This is a genomic window from Pandoraea sp. PE-S2R-1, from assembly GCF_002179865.1.
GTDB lineage: Bacteria > Pseudomonadota > Gammaproteobacteria > Burkholderiales > Burkholderiaceae > Pandoraea.
Map to the genome: position 1 here is coordinate 220,561 of NZ_NGUR01000007.1, position 19,171 is coordinate 239,731.

14 protein-coding genes are annotated in these 19,171 nt (G+C 63.9%); 6 read left to right on the top strand and 8 right to left on the bottom strand.

What is annotated here, in order from left to right:
* Positions 1-39 precede the first annotated feature (39 nt).
* From CDV44_RS03660 to CDV44_RS03675, 5 genes are all read left to right on the top strand, one after another.
* Positions 40-426, top strand: a complete 387-nt coding sequence (locus tag CDV44_RS03660) for a hypothetical protein (protein ID WP_087686706.1) — start codon at positions 40-42, stop codon at positions 424-426.
* Positions 427-645: 219 nt separating this feature from the next.
* Complete coding sequence (locus tag CDV44_RS27955; RefSeq protein WP_170935840.1) at positions 646-1,575, top strand: damage-inducible protein; 930 nt, start codon at positions 646-648, stop codon at positions 1,573-1,575.
* Positions 1,505-3,064, top strand: coding sequence for a DNA polymerase Y family protein (locus CDV44_RS03665; protein ID WP_170935841.1), 1,560 nt, complete (start codon positions 1,505-1,507; stop codon positions 3,062-3,064). The genes CDV44_RS27955 and CDV44_RS03665 overlap by 71 nt, the downstream gene beginning before the upstream one ends.
* A gap of 41 nt (positions 3,065-3,105) precedes the next feature.
* Positions 3,106-6,426: an error-prone DNA polymerase gene (locus tag CDV44_RS03670; RefSeq protein WP_087686708.1), complete on the top strand. Its 3,321-nt coding sequence runs from the start codon at positions 3,106-3,108 to the stop codon at positions 6,424-6,426.
* 69 nt (positions 6,427-6,495) lie between these two features.
* Positions 6,496-6,807 (top strand): HigA family addiction module antitoxin, encoded by a 312-nt coding sequence (locus tag CDV44_RS03675; protein WP_087686709.1) that lies wholly within the window; start codon positions 6,496-6,498, stop codon positions 6,805-6,807.
* 63 nt (positions 6,808-6,870) lie between these two features.
* Here CDV44_RS03675 and CDV44_RS03680 read toward each other — a convergent pair whose 3' ends face one another.
* From CDV44_RS03680 to CDV44_RS03705, 6 genes are all read right to left on the bottom strand, one after another.
* A complete protein-coding gene (locus tag CDV44_RS03680) occupies positions 6,871-8,244 on the bottom strand; it encodes a nucleobase:cation symporter-2 family protein (protein WP_058377848.1) in 1,374 nt (457 codons plus the stop codon).
* A gap of 394 nt (positions 8,245-8,638) precedes the next feature.
* Positions 8,639-10,138, bottom strand: coding sequence for an HDOD domain-containing protein (locus CDV44_RS03685; RefSeq protein ID WP_087686710.1), 1,500 nt, complete (start codon positions 10,136-10,138; stop codon positions 8,639-8,641).
* Positions 10,139-10,155: 17 nt separating this feature from the next.
* Positions 10,156-11,928: a bifunctional diguanylate cyclase/phosphodiesterase gene (locus tag CDV44_RS03690; protein ID WP_170935842.1), complete on the bottom strand. Its 1,773-nt coding sequence runs from the start codon at positions 11,926-11,928 to the stop codon at positions 10,156-10,158.
* 560 nt (positions 11,929-12,488) lie between these two features.
* On the bottom strand, positions 12,489-13,235 hold the full coding sequence (locus CDV44_RS03695; RefSeq protein ID WP_087686712.1) for an aspartate/glutamate racemase family protein: 747 nt from the start codon (positions 13,233-13,235) through the stop codon (positions 12,489-12,491).
* 131 nt (positions 13,236-13,366) lie between these two features.
* Entirely contained in the window at positions 13,367-14,269 is a 903-nt protein-coding gene (locus CDV44_RS03700; RefSeq protein ID WP_058377852.1) for a transporter substrate-binding domain-containing protein, read from the bottom strand.
* Between the two features lie 169 nt (positions 14,270-14,438).
* Entirely contained in the window at positions 14,439-15,695 is a 1,257-nt protein-coding gene (locus CDV44_RS03705) for a D-amino acid dehydrogenase (RefSeq protein WP_087686713.1), read from the bottom strand.
* Positions 15,696-15,909: 214 nt separating this feature from the next.
* On the opposite strand from CDV44_RS03705, the gene CDV44_RS03710 reads away from it, so the two are divergent.
* Positions 15,910-16,869, top strand: a complete 960-nt coding sequence (locus CDV44_RS03710) for a LysR family transcriptional regulator (RefSeq protein WP_087686714.1) — start codon at positions 15,910-15,912, stop codon at positions 16,867-16,869.
* Positions 16,870-16,928: 59 nt separating this feature from the next.
* On the opposite strand, the gene CDV44_RS03715 is transcribed toward CDV44_RS03710, so the two are convergent.
* The gene (locus CDV44_RS03715; RefSeq protein ID WP_087686715.1) at positions 16,929-17,534 is read right to left on the bottom strand and encodes a hypothetical protein; all 606 of its coding nucleotides are present in this window, start codon (positions 17,532-17,534) and stop codon (positions 16,929-16,931) included.
* A 37-nt stretch (positions 17,535-17,571) separates the two neighbouring features.
* Positions 17,572-18,987, bottom strand: a complete 1,416-nt coding sequence (gene dbpA, locus CDV44_RS03720; RefSeq protein WP_058377856.1) for an ATP-dependent RNA helicase DbpA — start codon at positions 18,985-18,987, stop codon at positions 17,572-17,574.
* Between the last annotated feature and the right edge of the window lie 184 nt (positions 18,988-19,171).

Sequence of the window (19,171 nt, forward strand, 5' to 3'; positions counted from 1 at the left end):
GCCAGAGAATGCTCAGTGCTCGAATAACGGGGGAACACAATGAGCAAGGTTACGCGATCGGTTGCGGTGAATGAAACAGGGTCGAAGCGCAAGCGTGCGCTTGGGATTTATGTGTTGGCACTCTTCGTCGGATGGCTGATTGCCGAAGCCATTCAAATGTTCACCGGCCGAAGATCGGAAATGCATGCGGTGCTGCCCTTTGGCTTGTTCTTCTTGTGGGCGACGCTCTTTGCCGGCGCGCTGTTCATCAATACGCTCGGTGTGCTCGGCAAGCTATTCGGCGGTGGCTGGGCTCGTCTCAAGGGAGATCGGTATTACGGGGAAGAGATTCCGCTCGTGAGCTGGTTGCGCGAGCCGAGTGGGTTCTTCGCGATTGTTCTGCTTCTTACGCCGAACACCATCCTCTGGCTGAAGTCTGCCTTCTAGCCCTGGCCTGCGCCCGGTCGCATGCTTTGATTGACTGGCGTGCGCATCGCTCGACTGGCTGAAATTGCCGGCTGAAGTTACCAACAGACGATAAAGCCCCGCCGCATCGGGGCTTTGTCGTTTTTATCGGCCTCATCGACACCTCTTCAACACCCACACAGACACGCCAATAGCGTTCTACCTGCTATACTGTATATCCATACAGTATTTTGGTGTGTCATGACCCTGCCGCTCTCCTCTTTGCCCGCCGGGCTGTGGCGTGCCAGTGAACTGGCGCAATACCACCGTGCCGGCCAACCGACAGGCTTTGCCGCGCTCGACGCGGAGCTGCCCGGGGCCGGCTGGCCGCATGGTGCGGTGACCGAGTTGTTGAGCGAACGTCCGGGCATCGGTGAGTGGCGGCTGCTGGCGCCGGCCCTGCGCGATCTCACGCAAGCGGGCCAGCCGGTGATGGTCATCGCACCGCCGATGTTGCCGTATGCCCCGGCGCTGGCGGGGTGGGGCATCGATCTGCGCTGGCTGAGCGTGGTGACGCGCCCGGAGCGCAATGCGCCCCGATCGGCACCGGCAACGCGAACGTCCACACGGACGACCACACGAACGGCAATACGAACGGCAGCAGGAACGACGACACGCGCGCGCAGTGTTCGCGCAGAAGATCGCGACATGCTCTGGTGTGCCGAGCAGGCACTCAAGAGCGCGTGCTGCGGGGCCGTACTGGCATGGCTGCCGGCAGCGACGCCCGAGCAAATCCGGCGGCTTCAGGTGGCTGCGGGCGGGGGGGACGCACTCGCGTGGGTCATGCGCCCGCCGACGGCAGCGGCCACCGCGTCTGCCGCGCCGCTAAGGCTTGGGCTGAGCGTGGGCGAGGACAGCCGCCTCGGCGTGCAATTCCACAAACGCCGGGGACCACCGCGTACTGAGCCGATCTGGCTGACACTGCCTGCGCCGTATGTGCGTGCGGAACACCCGACACAGCCGGTGGCCGGGGACGATGCCGCCGTACCGTTGGCCCCACGGCCAGCGCCTTCACCGGCACCTTCTGCGGTGCCTTCTGCCTCTGCTTCCGGAGTTTCGCATGGCTTGCTGGATCGCCCTGCACCTGCCATTTCTCGCGCTCGAGATCGCCTCCCCGCCAACGCGGGCTGACGTCGACACGACGGTCGTGCTCACGCAGTCGCGCGTCTGGCAGGCGAGCGAGGCGGCGCAGGCGGCGGGCGTACAACCCGGCATGCGTCGTGGCGGCGTGCTCGCGCTGTTGCCGCACGCCCGATTTCACGAGCGCGACGAAGCCGCCGAGACCATCGCGCTCGAAGCCTTGGCGCTGGCATTGTTGCGTTTCGGTCCTGATGTCGCGATCGCGTCGCACCAGTGCGTGCTGATCGACGTCGCGCCGAGCCTGCGCCTGTTCGGCGGTCTGGCGTCGCTGGCGGCACAGGTGCTCGACAGTGCGGATGCTCTCGGGCATCGCGCGTCGCTGGGTGTCGCGGCGACGGCCAGCGCAGCCGCACTGTTGGCACGTGCCGGCGACAGGGGGGAGGCCCCAGTACTCACCGGGACGCTCCCCCCGTGTTTGCCACCGCCGCTGGCAGCGCTGCCGCAGCAACTCGATCCGTTGTCCGTGGCGTTGCTGCCCGAGGCGCAGCCATGGCTCGACTGGCTGGCGCAGATCGGTTGTGCAACGCTGGGCGAATTGCGTGCACTGCCCGCTAGCGGCATGCGACGCCGCTGCGGCGCGGCGTTACCGGCGTCGCTCGCACGGGCTTATGGCGAAACCCCCGAAGCCCCGGACTGGTATCGCGCACCGCCGCACTTCGAGGCGGTGCTGCCGCTGCCCTCGCTTACGCACGACGTGGAAGTCCTGCTGTTTGGCTTGCGCCGCTTGCTCGCACAACTCACCGGCTGGCTGACGGCCGGGCAACTGGCGACGCGTACCCTCACGCTCGTGCTTGAGCATGAGCCGCTCGGGCGTCACACGCTTGAGCCGACGCGTTTCGACATTCGGCTGGCCGAGGCGAGTGCGGCGCCGGCGCACCTGCTTTCGCTATGTAAGGAGCGATTGGCACGTTCGCCGCTGGTCGCGCCGGTGCTCACGTTGCGGCTGGATGTCACACAAACCGCAGCACACGTGCCGCTAAGCGGCAGCTTGTTGCCCGAGCCGGGACGCGCCCGGCAGGATTTCGTGCAACTGATCGAGCGCATGGCGGCGCGTTTGGGCGACGAGCATGTGCGGCGGCTGCAAGTGCGTGGCGACCACCGGCCTGAAGCGGCGTTTGCGAGCGTGGCTTATGGCGCGGGCGGGGCGGCGGCAGCGGGTTCGCGCGGCGAGATCCCGCTAGGCATCGCCCATGGAGAAGCGGCGGCACGCGCAGCGCGTGCGCCATTGCCGCCTCGCCCAGCGTGGTTGCTCGATGCGCCGCAGCGTCTCATGGTGCGCGACGAGCGTCCGTGGCGGCAAGGGCCGTTGCAGTTGGTCAGTGGCCCCGAGCGCATCGAGGCGGGGTGGTGGGAGCCGGGCACGGTCACGCGCGATTACTTCATTGCGGCCGATACCACCGGGGCGTTGCTATGGTTGTTTCGCGAGCGCCCCGTCCACGGGGCGGATGCCGCGTGGTATCTGCACGGTCTGTTCGGCTGAACGAGCCGGAACGAGCCTGAGCGAGCCGGAAGGGTGTTTTCATGGATATCGACGATTTCTTGCCTTGGCAGGGGCCAACGGAAGGCCTCGCCGCCAACGATGACAGTGCTGACGATGCGGTTGCCAAACCCACGGCGCCGGTCGACCCGCGTGCGGCCGACGACGGCAGCTTGCCCGCGTATGCCGAACTGCACTGCCTGTCGAACTTCTCGTTTCAGCGCGGGGCATCGCATCCGGAGGAACTGGTCGCACGCGCGGCGCATCTGGGTTACACCGCACTGGCGATCACCGATGAATGCTCGCTCGCGGGCGTGGTGCGGGCATTGGCCGAGGTCGTGCAGCATCCGTCGGTATCGCTCATCGTGGGCAGCGAATTTCGGCTGACGCAAGAGACTCAACTCGATCCTCAACGGGAAGCACTGGGCACCGTGCATCTGGTGGCACTCGCCCAGCATCGCGAGGGCTACGGCAATCTCTCCGAGATGATTACGCTCGGGCGCATGCGTGGCCCGAAGCGTGGCTATCGGCTGCATGCGCGCGACTTCAGTGCGCCGGACGAAGCGCAGGCGCATCTGCGCGGTCTGCCCGGTTGTTTGTTGATTCTCGTGCCCGATGCCGACGCGAGCGCAGCGCAGATCCTTGCGCAAACCCGCTGGGCAGCGGCGACCTTCGGCGAGGGGCGCGTGTGGCTTGCGCTTGAGCGCCGTCATCGGGCCGACGACGAAGCCCATCTGGCGAAACTGCGCGCTATCTCGACCGAGTGCGGCGTGCCACTCGTCGCCACCGGCCACGTGTTGATGCATGTGCGCTCACGTAAGCCTTTGCAGGACACGCTGACCGCCATCGGGCTGGGTCAGCCGGTGCAGACGTGCGGGCTGGCGCTCACGGCCAACGCGGAGCAGCACCTGCGAGCGCGTTTGCGGCTTGCATGGCTGTATCCAGCCGAGGCGCTTGCCGAGACGATTGTCATTGCTTCGCGTTGCCATTTCGATCTGCGCAGTCTTCGCTACGAGTATCCGGAAGAACTGGTGCCGGCCGGCCACACGCCGCCGACCTATCTGCGTCAGGAGGTCGAAGCCGGATTGAAGCGCCGCTACCCGGGGGGCATTCCGCAGAAGGTTCGCAAGATCATCGAAGACGAGCTCAAGCTCATTGGCGAGCTCGAATACGAGCCTTATTTCCTGACGGTCTACGACATCGTGAGCTTCGCGCGCAGCGTGAACATCCTGTGTCAGGGGCGCGGCTCGGCGGCCAACTCGGCGGTGTGCTATTGCCTTGGCATCACCGAAGTCGATCCCGATCAGGTGAAGTTGTTGTTCGGGCGGTTTCTGTCGAAAGAGCGCAACGAGCCGCCCGATATCGACGTGGACTTCGAGCATCAGCGGCGCGAAGAGGTCATCCAGTACATCTACAACAAATATGGCGTGGACCGTGCCGCGCTGGCGGCCACCGTGATCAGCTACCGCATGCGCAGTGCGGTGCGCGATACGGGCCGGGCACTGGGTATTGATCTGTCGATCGTCGAGCAGGTCGCGCAGAGCCAGCAGTGGTGGGATGGCCGCGAGAATCTGCTCGCGCGGATGGCGGCGCAGGGGCTCTCGCCCGATGCACCGACCACGCGGTTATGGGCGGATCTGGTGGCGCGGCTGATCGGCTTTCCGCGTCACTTGTCGCAGCACGTGGGCGGCTTTGTGATCTCGCGCGACAAGCTCTCGCGGCTGGTGCCGATTGCCCCGGCGGCAATGGAGAAGCGCTACGTCATTCAATGGGACAAAGATGACATCGACACACTCAAGCTGCTCAAGGTCGACGTGCTGGCGCTCGGCATGCTCAGTGCGTTGCGCCGCACGCTCGATCTGCTGGGTGCGTGGCGCGGCGTGCCGATGACGCTGGCCGATATTCCGAAAGAAGATCCGGCGACGTACGGCATGATTCGCCGCGCCGACACCATCGGCGTGTTCCAGATCGAATCGCGTGCGCAGATGAGCATGCTGCCGCGTCTGAAGCCGGATAAGTATTACGACCTTGTGATCGAAGTCGCGATCGTGCGGCCGGGGCCGATTCAGGGCGGCATGGTGCATCCGTATCTGCGGCGAAAGCAGGGCAAGGAGAAGGTCGAGTATCCGCGCGAGGAGATCAAGGCGGCGCTGGAGCGCACGTTGGGTGTGCCGATTTTTCAGGAACAGGTGATGCAGGTCGCGATGATTGCGGCCGACTTCACGGCCGGCGATGCCGATCAGTTGCGACGGTCGATGGCGGCGTGGCGGCGCAAGGGCGGGCTTGAGAAATTCCAGACGCGGATCATCGACGGCATGTTGAAGAACGGCTATCCGCGTGATTTTGCCGAGGCCATCTGCCGGCAGATCGAGGGCTTCGGTGAGTATGGTTTTCCGGAGAGTCACGCCGCGAGTTTTGCGTTGCTGGCGTATGCGAGTGCGTGGCTGAAATGCCATGCACCGGAGATGTTTTTGTGCGGCTTGCTCAACAGTTTGCCGATGGGGTTTTATTCGGCGTCGCAACTGGTGCAGGATGCGCGGCGGCATCGGGTGGAAGTGCGTCCGGTCGATGTGTGCGTGAGCGATGTCGACTCGCTGCCCGAGGCGCGCATCGGGCGCTATGGCAACGCGCGGCGTCCGGCGGTGCGGTTGGGGTTGTCGCTGGTAAAGGGATTGTCTGGCGAGGGTGCGACGGCGATTGAGCGGGCGCGCCGGCAACGGCCGTTTACCGACATCGACGATCTGACGGCGCGCGCGGCGTTATCGCGGCACGATCTCGATGCGTTGGCGGCGGCCGATGCGTTATCGGGGCTGCTGGGCAGCCGGCGTCAGGCGCGTTGGGCGGTGGCAGCGTGGCAGCCCCCGACGCCATTGCTGGGGGCGACGACCTTGCGCGACGCCGTGCCGGGGAGTGCCGGCGAGCGGGTGGTGTTGCCACCGATGCTGGAAGGGCAGGACATCGTGGCGGACTACGCGAGTACAGGGCTGACGTTGCGCCGGCATCCGCTGATGTTGTTGCGCGAGAAGCTCGAGAAGATGCGCGTACGTACCGCGAAGGAATTGCAGGCGGATGCGGTGCATGGGCGGCGGGTAAGAACGGCGGGGATCGTGACGGGACGGCAACGGCCGGGCACGGCCAATGGCACGGTATTCGTATCGCTGGAAGACGAGACGGGCATCATCAACGTGATCGTGTGGCCCGATCTGGTCGAGACGCAACGCAAGGAATTGCTGGCGTCGTCGTTACTGGGCGTGGAAGGGGTATGGCAACGCGAGGAGCGCGTGATGCATCTGGTCGCCCACCGCCTGATCGATCTCTCATCGATGCTGGGCGAGCTGACCATCTCAAGTCGGAATTTTCATTGAGGGGTTTTCGATAGGATGGAGCTTTCGCGGTATCGCGATCGATTCCGCAATGTTTCCCGGAGACCCAGCATGACCCGACAAATACCTTTGGCGACACCGGGCGAGATCCTCATGCAGGATTGGCTCGGCCCGATGGGCCTCTCGCAGTACGCGCTCGCGAAGGCGATCAGCGTGCCCCCTCGCCGTATCAATGAGATTGTGCTCGGCAAGCGGTCGATTTCTGTCGATACTGCACTGCGACTCGGCGCGTTCTTCGGCGTCGATGCGCAGAGCTGGCTGAATCTGCAAAATCACTATGACGCTGAAATTGCCAGAGCGGAAATCGCCGACGAGCTACGCGAGATCAAGCGCAACGCCAAGCATCTTCTGGCGGCCGCCTGAGCCAGAAATCAACAAGGGGGCACGCATGCCCCCTTATTCATTCCGCTGCTTCCGCCACAGCCATCAATGCGCCGCGTCCGCCTGCCGGCCGGCTTCCTGGGCGAGCGCGCTGGCTTCTTCTTCGCTACGCAGCCCGTTGAAATGGAAGTTGAGCAGCACCGCGCTGATCGACGCCAGCAAAATCCCGCTGTGGAAGAACGGCGCCAACGCATGCGGCAGCTTCATGAAGAACTTGTCCGAGGCCACCGGAATCATCCCCACGCCGATGCTGATCGCGATGATGTACAGGTTGTAACGGTTCTTCGAAAGATCGACGGTCGAGAGAATCTTTACGCCCGTGGCCGTCACCATCCCGAACATCACGATCCCCGCGCCACCCAGCACGAACTGCGGCACCGATGCGACCACGTGCGCCACCTTCGGGAACAGTCCGAGCGCGATCAGGATCAACCCGCCCATCGCACACACCCAGCGGCTCTTCACGCCCGTCACGCCAACCAACCCCACGTTCTGCGAGAACGAGGTGTACGGAAACGTGTTGAAGACGCCGCCAATCAGCGTCCCCAGCCCATCGACCCGCAGGCCGCGCACCAGCGTCTTCTGATCGACCGGGCGCCCCACGATGTCGCCCACGGCGAGAAACATGCCGGTCGATTCGATGAACGTCACAAGCATCACCAGCGTCATGGTGGCAATGGCAATCGGGTCGAAGCGCGGCACGCCGAAGTGGAACGGCATGACGAAGCCGAACCACGCCGCTTCGCTCACGCCCGTGAACGACACTTTGCCCAGCGCCACCGCGATCAGGGTGCCGAACAGAATGCCGAGCAGCACGGCAATGTTCGAGAAGAAACCCCGTACGTATTTGGTGATGAACAGAATGCACAGCAATACGGCAAACGACACGCCCAGATAGAGCGGATTGCCGTAGTCGGGGTTGCCGAAACCGCCCGCCGCCCAGTTGATCCCCACACCCATGAGCGAAATGCCGATCACGGTAATGACCGTGCCGGTCACCACCGGCGGGAATAGCCTCAGCAACTTCCCGATGAATGGCGCAATGAGAATACCGATGATGCCCGCCGCAATCGTCGCGCCGTAAATATCGAGCAAGCCGAGGTCGGGGTTGGTGCCGATGGCGATCATCGGGGTCACGGCCGTGAAGGTCACCCCCATCATGATCGGCAGGCGCAGGCCGAAGATCCACAGGCCGAGCGTCTGGATCAACGTGGCGATACCGCAGGCAAACAGATCGGCATTGATCAGAAAGGCAATCTGGTCGACCGACATCTTGAGCGCGCCGCCGATGATCAGCGGTACTGCCACCGCTCCCGCATACATCACCAGCACGTGTTGCAAGCCCAGCGTGAACAGCTTGGGGAGCGGCAGGCGCTCGTCGACCGGATGCACCGGTGCAGCTGCGGCAGTTTGCGTCATGTCTTCTCCTGTTCCGACGTTACGGTGGGACATCGTTGTGTTACATGGCGAACCGAGCGTAAATTTTTTATTGACGCACAGCGAGTGCAGTCAAAAACAAGCCGGTGCGGCAGCGCGCGTCAGGCGAGCCGTGCAATGCGTTTTACGATGGAGAAAAACTGCGGTATTGGCGACATGGTATGCCGTTGCCGAGCACTGCACCAGATCGGCTGAAAAGCCTTGTCGCGTATGGGGTTTGCGTGAATGCCGCAGAGGGTGGGGATGGCGCAGGCCGCAACACGGAGGTGCCCGAATCGTCCAGCGAGCAAATGCCGAAGCCACGGCGTGGCTTCGGCATATATCGAATCCCGAATACTAAAGATTGCTCCCGGCGTATGGCCGCAAGCCTGTGAGATCAGCGCGTGCCGGTGGTACCGGTCGGCTTGCGAAGCGAGTCGCTGGCGGTGACAGGCGCGGCACCTCCGTGCTGTGCTGCGCTCTCGAGCTTGCTGGAAATCTCTTCGCCCATGTGGTGGAGAAACTCCATTTCCTTCGCGCCGATGCCGCCCGCGCAAAGGGCGCCGCCCCAATCGCCGTAGAGCAGTGCCACGGTCTGGTTACGTTGACGCACCGGCAGCAGGAAGAACGACTTCACATGCGCGAAATGCTGACGATGCCAGATCGGGATACGCGGCACGATGCGCGGCTCGCGGGCATTGTCGATCAGGATGGCGCGGCCGTTGGTGAGCGCCAGATGGAACACGTCCGGCTCGAACGCCTCGGGGAACGTGAGGCCCAGCAGCGGCTGCACGTCGCGCCCGATGCCGAAACGCATCTCGAAGACCTTGCTGGTCGGCACGCGCACGAACGCGGCGCAATTGACGAAGCCAAGCGATTGCAGAATCGCTTCCAACGTCAGGTTGAGCAGCCCGACCGCATCGGTCTCACCGGTCGCGGCACGCACTTCGGAAAGCCCGTCGGCCAGACGCCGTGCCGAGTCGAGCGGCTTGCCGGCCGGCGGCGGATTCTTGTTCGAGGCGCGGGTGCTGATCGCGATGAATTCCTGATGGCTCGTGTCGCGGGCCATCTCTTCGCCCACGGAGACCACTTCGCTGATGTCGAGCGCGAGCCGGTCGGCGTAACGCTCGGCCAGCTCGGCCAGACGCGCCGGATCGGCACCGCGGGTGAGTTCGGTCACCATCTCGTTCGACATGTTCGCCACCGCGCACAGCCAATCGGCGTGCGAGAGCGGCGCGTCGCCTTCGAGATCGATGGGGCGCATGCTCGTCGCAATCGACTCGGGCAGGCCCCACTTGCGTGCGGCCGCTTCGGCCAGCTCGGGGAATGTGATGCTGAGCACGCGCTCACAGGCATCGCTGTCGCTGATGCCTTCTTCGGCGGAAATACGTTGAATCTCGACCCATTCGTTGGGGAAGCAGTAAGTCACGAGCAGGCGTGCCACATGATGCAGCAGCGTGCAGACCACGGCTTCTTCTCCGTCGCGAATGCCGTTCTTGGCGGTAATGTCGCGTGCGAAGGCCCCGGCGAGGGTGGCGCGAGCAAGCTCACGCGCCATATCGTCACGGCGCGAGGCGACTTCGCCGAAGCCTTCCAGCAGCTTCAGGCTCAGCGCCAGGTGACCGATGGTATCGACGCCCAGAATCATGATGGCGCGCGAGACGGTCGTCACGTTGCAGCCGAACGGAGCGTACATGGCCGAATTGGCCAGCCGGATCACTTTCTGGGTGAGGGCAAAGTCCGACAGCACCGACGACGCCAGGTCGGCAGTGCTGGTGTTTTCGCTTTGCATGGCAGACACGATGCCCGTGACCGAGCGTTGCAGCGACGGGAAGTCGCCGCGCTCAGCCATGCGCTGCCACAGCAATTCGAGCGTTTTTTCTTTCGTCAGGCTCATGTTGGCGGGGTGTCCGGTCAGTATCCGGCATCCACGTTGAGGCGTCCGCTCGCGAAGGCCACCTCGAGTTCTCCCGCAGGCAGGGCTTTCGACACCAGCCAGCCCTGGATGGAATGGCAGCCGCGATCGATCAGCATCTGCCGTTGTTCTTCGGTCTCCACCCCTTCGGCGACCGCCGACAGACCCAATTCGCGTGCCAGCCCCAGAACGGCCGTCACAATCGTACGGTCGTTCGGTGACGTCGGCATGTCTTTCACGAAGCTGCGGTCGATCTTGAGCGCCGAGAGCGGGAATCGCTTCAGATAGCCGAGGCTCGAATAGCCGGCGCCAAAGTCGTCCACGGCGAAGCGCACGCCCAGCGTCTGCAATTCGCGCAAGACGAGGTTGGCCTGCTCCGGGTCGCGCATCAGCACGCTTTCGGTAATTTCGAGTACCAGCCGATGACCTTCCACGCCTGAATCGGCAATCGCTTGCCAGACCAGACTCGGGAACGACGGATGGTGGAACTGCTGCGCCGAGACGTTGACCGACATGTACAGCCCGTCGAGCCGGGTGCTGCCCCAGCGAGCGAGCTGCATGCAGGCGGCGCGCAGTGCCCAGCCGCCGAGCAGGTTGATCAGACCGTTGGCTTCGGCCAGCGGAATGAACTCTGCGGGCGAGACCGGACCGAGCGCCGGATGCCAGCGCATCAGCGCTTCCACACCCTTCACGTTGAGCGTGATCGGGTCGCAGATCGGCTGATAGTGCAAACTGAATTCGCCGTTGTGAATGGCCTCGAACATGGCCGATTCCAACGAGAAAGCCTTACGGTGCAGGTCGCCAAGATCGTCCGTATAGACGAACAGACCGTTGCGGCCGCGATCTTTGGCGCAATACATGGCGGCGTCGGCGTGCTTGATCAGCAGGCCGGCGGAATCGCCGTGTTGCGGGAAGAACGAGACGCCGATGCTCGTGGTCAGGTGCAGCAGTTGATCGCCGACCTGAAACGGTTGCTGAACCGCGGAGAGCAGGCGCTTCATGATGCCGCCCAGCGCTTGTTCGTTGTCGCAACCGGGCAGCACGAGTACGAACTCGTCGCCGCCCATGCGCGCGGCCATGTCGGTTTCGCGAATCTGGGCGATCAGGCGTTGGCCGGCGTCGCGCAACAATTGGTCGCCCACGTCGTGGCCGAGCGAATCGTTGACCTTCTTGAAACCGTCGAGATCGAGCAGGGCGACGGCAAAGTTCGGGCCGCCTTCACGGGCATGCTGAATTGCCTCGGTGATGCACTGCTGAATATATTGGCGATTGCCGAGCCCGGTCACCGCATCGCGCACGGCCAGATCGGACAGGCGCGCTTCGTTTTCCTTGAACGCGGTGACGTCTTCCCCTTGAATCAGGAAGGTGGCAGGCGCGCCGGCGATACGAGGGGTGTACTGAGCGATGCGAAGCCGCATCCAGATGCGATCGGTCAGACCGCGCAGCAGTCGTACGGTGCACTGCTGGGGACCGAGGGTCTGGGCGGCGGAAAAGGCATCCTGCAACAACGGGACATCTTCGATGCCGGTCAGCTCCATGAGCGTCGCGTGGTCGATGTACTCACGCGAGTACTCGAGCAGGCGAAGGGAGGCATCGGCAATGAAAAGGAAGCGGCCGTCGGCCGCGACATGTGCCGAGAGTCCGCCGGTCAGCTCGACCAGCGCCCGGGATAACGCCGGGGCCGGTGCCGGGGCGCTAACCTCGGCGAGTGCCGGTGCCAGGGTCGACGGTTCGACCAAGGGCACACCGGCTGGGAGTCGATCTGAACTCATTGTTGTTGTCTGTGCATGCTTCACGTCGAGCGCGACGCCGCTCATCTGCTTCCCCGTTCAGGCAAACGCGCTCATGGCCGGACTGGGTCCGGCAGGTGTCCGATGGATTGTGGGCCATTATAGCCAAAGACGCCAGCGATTTTGGTGGCTGCAACCCCCGTTTCATGCCGCTTTCCACAGGTTTTCCCTTGTGGGTTTTTTTCTGACAAGAGGACGGGATATTTTTCCTGCGCCACACCTGCCGTCTGGCCCATAACTGCCTCGCGAACGGCGTCTTTCCACGACGCCGGGCGGGACTGCCAAGCGTTATCGTGCGAGCGCCAGTCTACCCAAGCGCGAGGCGTTTGCGTGGATTCGAATGATGGATTTTTGTCATTGCGATGCAACATCGCAAATCGAATAGGTAGGAATCAATTCGTAGGAATACCCATCGGTGCGCATCCATTCTCATGAATGCCTATGGGCCTACTCACAACGTGGGAATGGAGGCAGGTGAGGCGAGAAGGGGGAGGGGGGATGAAGCGGGACTCCGGCGGCAGCGCGGCCGAAGTCCTGAGAGATTATTGATGCGTCGGACTTGCGTGGCTGTCGTGACCCTCATGGGCCAGCGACCACGCGATGCAGGCGCGTGCCAGCGCGGCAGAGGCATCGAGACCGAAACGCGCCAGCGGGGTTTCGCACATGGCCAACGCGACCGGAATCTCCGTGCACCCCAGAATGACGCGCTGTGCGCCGGCCGCCAGCAAGGGCTCCATCGCCATCGCCAGCGCCTCGCCGCCTCGGCGGATATCGCCCGCCTTGGTCAGCCGGATCCCCTCGTTGACCAGCGCCTGCTGGGCAAGCGGTTCGGCCGCCGAGACAAAGTGGTAACCCAGCGCTTCAAGCCGCGGACGATAGACGTTGGCATGGTGCGTCCCCTCGGTCGCCATCAATGCGATGGGGGACCCCGGGGCGACGCAACGCGACAGTTCGCCTGCCACGGCATCCACTACGTCCAGCACCGGCAGATGGGTCCGGGTGCGCAACGCCTCCAGCCACGCATGCGCGGTGTTGCAGGCAATGGCGATGCAGCCCGCGCCCGATTGTTCCAGCGCGTGAACCCCATCGAGCATGCCATCCAGCGGCGACGCGCCATCGCGCAACAACGCCTCGGTACGGTCCGGAATCTGGGGCACGGAATACAGAATGAACGGGATGTGATCCTGATCCCGGTCCGCCGGGTGCTGATCGACGATCTTGCGGCACAAGTCGATTCCCGCGGCTGGCCCCATGCCGCCCAGAATGCCAAGCGTAGCGTGCGTGTTCATGATGGTGGCAATTCAACTGACTGATGAAAATGATGCTTCGACTGTCCGGAGGCGGCTGCTTTCTCCCTCCCCCGGACTGCCGACTGACTGCGTTATGGCTTGACTACGGGCTTGACTACTGCTTCAACCGATCAGTCGTACGCCTTCGTGACCGGATCCTTGAACATGGCGCGCATTTCTACCGTCATCGGGTAGTTCATGTTCTGGTTCTTCGGCGGCACCGGCTGCGTGAACCACTTGTTGTACAGCTTCTCCATTTCGCCCGACTTTTCCATGTCGGCGATGACCGTGTTCACTACCTTGGTGAAGGCCGGATCGTCCTTGCGCAGCATGCACGCATAGTTTTCGAACTGGAGGTTCGGGCCGACGATCTCGTAACCCTTGGCTTCGTCCGCCGGCAGGGCGGCGCGCTGACCGTACAGCAGCGGCTCGTCCATCACGAAGGCCACAGCGCGGCCTTGCTTGACCGTCAGGAAGCCGTCCGAGTGCTCCTTGGTCTGGATCAGGTTGAAACCGATTTCGCCCTTCTTGCCCGACAGAATGCGGTCAGCCGTGGTGCCGGCCGTCGTCGAAATCGTCTTGCCCTTCAGGCTGTTCAGGTCGGTGATGCCCGAGCCCGTCTTCGCGATCATCTTGATCGAGTACAAGAAGATGTTGTGCGAGAAGCCGACTTGCTTCGCACGCTCGAACGTGTGCGTGGTCGAGCCGCACTCCAGATCGATCGTGCCGTTTTGCATCAGCGCGATACGGTTCTGCGAGGTGATCGGCGTTTCGGTGATCTTGATGTTCGGCAGGTTCAGGTCTTTCTTGACCGCGTCGACAATCTTCAACGCGATTTCCTGCGAGTAACCGATCGTCTTGCCCGCGTTGTCCGTGTACGAGAACGGAATCGACGATTCGCGCACCCCGAGTGCGATCACGCCGGTGTCCTTGATCTTCTTGAGCGTTCCGGTCACTTCCTGCGCGCTGGCAGTGTGCGCGAACAGGCTGGCGGCAGCGCTGACGAGCAGCAGAGGGGCAAACAGCTTCTTCATGGTCTCAGTCCTATAGGAACAAATGGTGCGGTGGTCCGCACCGTTGGAATATCAAACCAAAATTACTGATACAACCAGACACGCCTTCCCAACGGTCCCCGTGGGAGTGAACAAATGCTTGCCGGCATACGATCGGCCTGGCAGGCCTGTCATGTTCCGGCACCGCGCATTACGCGGCCAGACGGGCAAACCCTGCCAGATCGACGGCCGGACGCTCGCCATCGATCGCATTGGCGATGACGCGCGCCGCGCCCATCGACAACGTGAAACCCAAACCGCCGTGGCCCACGTTCAGCCACAGATTTCCCAGCCGCCCCGCACGCCCCAGAATCGGCCGCCCATGCGGCGTGGCCGGACGCATCCCCGTCCACGCCAGCGGCGCATGTGCACCGCGCAATGCCGGGAACAAGTCGCCCGACAGCGAGCGCAAGGCGTCGATGCGATGTTCGGCAATCCGAAAGTCGTAACCGACCAGATCGGCGATGCCCGCCACGCGCAGATGCTCGCCCAGACTCGCATACACGACCTTGTTGTCAGCATCCGTCACCGACACCTGCGGGCGTGCATCGACGGGGGCGTCGCGATACGTCAGGCTGTACCCCTTGAGCGGATACAGCGAAACCGATTCGCCTACGGTGCGCAACAGCGGCATGGCGGCCAGACCGTTGGCGACCACCACGGCGTCGACGGCGATGTCTCGCGAGCGGGTGCGCACGGCGCGCACGGTGTCGCCCCGCACGTCAAAGCCGGTGACGTCATGCTCGAAGCGCAACGTGCCGCGTGCATGGGCGCCGATGAGTCGCGCCAGTTCCTTGCACAGCAACTGACAATCGCCGGTGCCTTCGCCGGGGGTGTGAATCCCGCCGGCCAGTTCGCCGGCAATCTTGCCCAAGGCGGGTTCCAGCATGGCGCAGGTGGCGGCGTCGACGCGGCGTTGTGCGTAACCGAGGCCGTTCGCCAGTTCGAGTGAACGCTCCGCGGCGGCGAGCTTGGCGGCGTCGCGGTACACCACGAGTTTGCCGCTCAGCCGATAGTCGAACGACACCGATTCCTGTGCGAGAAATTCCAGCATCACTTCGCGGCTATGCAGCCCGAGTGAGAGCAGACGCAACGTCGAACTGGCATTGGCCTGCGTGTTGCAATGCTTGACGAACTCGAGCGACCAGCGCCAGAAGTCCGGATCGAACGAAGGTTTGATTCGCAACGGCCCGGTGCGCGAGAACAGCAGCGACGGCAGTTGCGAGAGCACACCCGGTGCCGCCAGCGGCGACACGTAGCCGTAGCTCAACTGGCCGCCGTTGGCGAAGCTCGTGCCCAGACCCGGACCGCGCCCGCTGTCGATGACCGTGACCTCGTGGCCGGCGCGCAGCAACTGATACGCGCTGGCGAGGCCGACGATGCCCGCCCCGATGACTCCAATATGCATGACGATGAATAACAACTAAAAACACAGTGAATTGCAAGGCGGAAAATATTCGCGGCAGCAGGACGGGGACCCCGCCGCAGGCGCTTTCTCCACGGCCTTTGTTACGCAGTGTAGAACGATAAAAATCGCCAACCTATGCGGTTTTGAGGCAGCATATGTCTTTTAGCTATAGGGTCGGCGCGACGCGCGGCTCACCACAGAGGCGGCAGCAGGCATGAAATTGCGGCATATCGAGACGTTTCGCGCAGTGGTTCTGACAGGCTCGGCCAGCGGCGCGGCGCAACTCCTCAACGTCTCGCAGCCAGTGGTCTCACGCGTGCTGCAACACGCCGAACAACAACTCGGCTTCAAGTTGTTCGATCGCGTGAAGGGCCGCCTCGTGCCCACGGCCGAAGCGCGCAGGCTCTACCCCGACGTGGAGCGCATCTTCAGCGATCTGGAGCGCTTGCGCACCACCTCGCGCAACCTGCGCCAGCACGGCGTCGGACATCTGCGCATCGCCGCCACCCCCAGCCTCGCGCAAAGTCTTCTGCCCGCTGCCATCGAGCGCATGCGGCGGGCGCATCCCGACGTTGTCTTCGAACTCATCACGCACCACACGACGGAGATGATCACGGCGATCCTGACGTCGTCGGTCGACGTGGGTATCGTCTCGGCACCGCCGATGGCCGCTGGTATCGTGAGCCGTCCGATTGCGCAGGGACACATCGTGCTGGCCGTGCCGGCCGCGTGGCCGAAGCTGGCCCGTCGCGGGCAAGCCAGTGCCGAAGCGCTGATCGGCCGCGATCTGATCAAGCTGCACGATGACACGCCGCTGGGCGCACTGATCAACGAGCGTCTGGAACAGACGGCGCTTTTGCAGGATGCCGAAGTGATGGTCCAGACATACTCGCTCGCGGCGGCGCTGGTGGAGCACGGGCTGGGCTATGCGTTGCTCGACCAGTTCACGGCGGCGAGTGCGCATGTGCAGACGCAATGCCTGTACCGCGTGGCACCGGCCATCGAATTTCCCGTGGAAATGCTGCGCCCGGCGCACGAGCCGGAATCGGTGCTTGCCGATACGTTGCGCCGTCATCTGGCGGATGTCGCGGAAGAGCTCAGTGCGCGCGCCGAAGCGCTGTGTGAGGGGCGCGAAATCGTCCTCGCGCCCGGTGAGGAAGCGGACGAGGGCTGAGGCAGCCCCGCCGAATCACCACGGCGTCACCACGGCGTCACTGCGGCGTTAGCGCAGCGTCACCGGCACCCCGGTTCGCTCTTCACTTCGAAATAAGAGAACGGCTGCCCTTGCAGCTTGCCTGCCAGCGACGGATAGTTCGCTGCGACAAAGCGGCGTGCACCGGCCATATCGAACTCGGTGCGTAACCATATCTGCCCATCATGGCTGTCGAGCACGAGGGTGCCTGCGTAAATGACATCGCCCCGGCGCACTTGTACCGTCGGCACCTTGCGGCCCTTGCAATAGCGGAAGCGGTAGCTGTTGTCGGCGGGGACGAATTCCATCGGACCGAAGCGCTCGTTGCGCATGAGCGGCGAGACCCGCATGGCGACAAACCCGCGCGTCGGCGGGTTGGTGTTGAGGGTGCGCGTGACTTTGCCGCCGACGATGCCATTGACGGTCTGCGAGAAGTCCGAGTAGTTCCACGGCCCCCAGGTGCTTTGCAACGGCGTGTCGAGCCCGACGATCACGATGGCGTATTCGTCGAGGGTGTCTTCGGTCAGTTGGGGATTGGGCGGGACGCCCTTGGAACTGCACGCGGCGAGCAGCACCGCAGTGACAAGCGCCGCGCACTGCGCAGCAAAGGGGGACAACAGGGCGCGTAACGTTTGCGACGACCTCATTGCAGCCTCCTTGCCGCGCGCGGCGTGGGTAGGTAGCTTAGTCCTGCTGCATGTACCGCACTTTGACCTTACGGTTCTTGACGCGACCGTCGTTGAGCTTGCGCAGCGCCACGGGGGCGATATCGCGCTCCACAGCAATATACGTGAAGTTCTCAAGCACGTTGATCTTGCCGATCTGGCTGGCCGCAAAACCAGCCTCGCCGGTCAGCGCGCCGAGCACGTCGCCCGGACGGATCTTGTCTTTCTTGCCGCCATACATCTGAAGGGTGACCATCGGCGGCAGCAAATGCCCGGCGCCCGACGGTGTCAGCTCGTCGAGCTTGTGCCACGGCACTTCGCGGCCTTGCGACGCTTCGATCGCACCCACCCGGCCCATCTCGTTCATGCTCACCAGGCTGAACGCCCAGCCGTCTTCGTCCGCGCGGCCGGTACGGCCAACACGGTGCACGTACACCTCGGGGTCGGGCGTCACGTCCACGTTGATCACGGCTTCGAGCTGGGTGATGTCGAGCCCGCGTGCGGCCACGTCGGTCGCGACAAGCACCGAGCAGCTGCGGTTCGCAAACTGAATCAGTACCTGATCGCGCTCGCGTTGTTCCAGATCGCCATGCAGCGTCAGTGCGTGGAAGCCTTCGGCAAGCAGCACGTCGGTCAGGTCGCGGCACTGGGCGCGCGTGTTGCAGAACGCAATCGTGCTGACCGGACGGAAGTGATCAAGCAACAACCCCACAGCGTGAAGACGCTCTTCTTCGCGCACTTCGTAAAAGCGCTGGCGAATCTTGCTGGCGTCGTGCTTTTCTTCAAGACGAATCTCGCGCGGCGAGCGCAGCAGACGCTGGGCAAGCTTGCCGATGCCTTCCGGATAGGTCGCCGAGAAGAGCAGCGTCTGGCGCGAGGCCGGTGTCTGGCGGGCGACGGTGGCGATGTCGTCGAAGAACCCCATGTCGAGCATGCGGTCGGCTTCGTCGAGCACCAGCGTCTTCACGTTGGCAAGCGAGAGCGTTTCGCGCTCAAGGTGATCCATGATGCGGCCCGGCGTGCCCACCACGATGTGGGCGCCGTGCGCGAGACTCTCGGCCTGCGGGCGCAGCGGGGCGCCCCCGCATAGCGTAAGCACCTTGACGTTGTCTTCGGCGCGGGCGATGCGGCGCACTTCCTGCGCCACCTGCTCGGCGAGCTCGCGCGTCGGGCACAGCACGGCGGCCTGCACGTTGAAGTCGCGCACATCCACGCGCTGGAGCAGTCCGAGCGCGAAGGCGGCGGTCTTGCCGCTGCCGGTCTTGGCTTGTGCAATGAGATCGTGCCCGGCGAGCATGTCGGGCAGGGCGGCGCCCTGAATGGGCGTCATCGAGACGTAACCGAGCCGTGCGAGGTTCTCCTGCATGGCAGGCGAGAGCGGCAGGCTCGAGAAGGGGGCGCCGTCGGCGCGTGAATCGGGGGCTTTTGAAGTCATGCGCAATTATACCGGCTTATCTCCGTCAAACCGGCGGGGTGCCGGCGCCGCCATACTGGGCGTCGTGCCGCCGCCGCGGGCCGCCGCCGCGGGCTGTCGCCGCTCTCCCCCGATGCACCATTGCTGCCCGGGGCCACCCGGCGTAGCATGGCCTTGCCTGTCGATGACTCGTCCCATTCCTGCC

What these genes read in the sequence shown, in the direction of transcription:
- CDV44_RS03660 (WP_087686706.1), top strand. Translation starts at nt 40, where the DNA reads ATGAGCAAGGTTACGCGATCGGTTGCGGTGAATGAAACAGGGTCGAAG.
- CDV44_RS27955 (WP_170935840.1), top strand. Translation starts at nt 646, where the DNA reads ATGACCCTGCCGCTCTCCTCTTTGCCCGCCGGGCTGTGGCGTGCCAGT.
- CDV44_RS03665 (WP_170935841.1), top strand. Translation starts at nt 1,505, where the DNA reads ATGGCTTGCTGGATCGCCCTGCACCTGCCATTTCTCGCGCTCGAGATC.
- CDV44_RS03670 (WP_087686708.1), top strand. Translation starts at nt 3,106, where the DNA reads ATGGATATCGACGATTTCTTGCCTTGGCAGGGGCCAACGGAAGGCCTC.
- CDV44_RS03675 (WP_087686709.1), top strand. Translation starts at nt 6,496, where the DNA reads ATGACCCGACAAATACCTTTGGCGACACCGGGCGAGATCCTCATGCAG.
- CDV44_RS03680 (WP_058377848.1), bottom strand. Translation starts at nt 8,244, where the DNA reads ATGACGCAAACTGCCGCAGCTGCACCGGTGCATCCGGTCGACGAGCGC.
- CDV44_RS03685 (WP_087686710.1), bottom strand. Translation starts at nt 10,138, where the DNA reads ATGAGCCTGACGAAAGAAAAAACGCTCGAATTGCTGTGGCAGCGCATG.
- CDV44_RS03690 (WP_170935842.1), bottom strand. Translation starts at nt 11,928, where the DNA reads ATGAGTTCAGATCGACTCCCAGCCGGTGTGCCCTTGGTCGAACCGTCG.
- CDV44_RS03695 (WP_087686712.1), bottom strand. Translation starts at nt 13,235, where the DNA reads ATGAACACGCACGCTACGCTTGGCATTCTGGGCGGCATGGGGCCAGCC.
- CDV44_RS03700 (WP_058377852.1), bottom strand. Translation starts at nt 14,269, where the DNA reads ATGAAGAAGCTGTTTGCCCCTCTGCTGCTCGTCAGCGCTGCCGCCAGC.
- CDV44_RS03705 (WP_087686713.1), bottom strand. Translation starts at nt 15,695, where the DNA reads ATGCATATTGGAGTCATCGGGGCGGGCATCGTCGGCCTCGCCAGCGCG.
- CDV44_RS03710 (WP_087686714.1), top strand. Translation starts at nt 15,910, where the DNA reads ATGAAATTGCGGCATATCGAGACGTTTCGCGCAGTGGTTCTGACAGGC.
- CDV44_RS03715 (WP_087686715.1), bottom strand. Translation starts at nt 17,534, where the DNA reads ATGAGGTCGTCGCAAACGTTACGCGCCCTGTTGTCCCCCTTTGCTGCG.
- dbpA (WP_058377856.1), bottom strand. Translation starts at nt 18,987, where the DNA reads ATGACTTCAAAAGCCCCCGATTCACGCGCCGACGGCGCCCCCTTCTCG.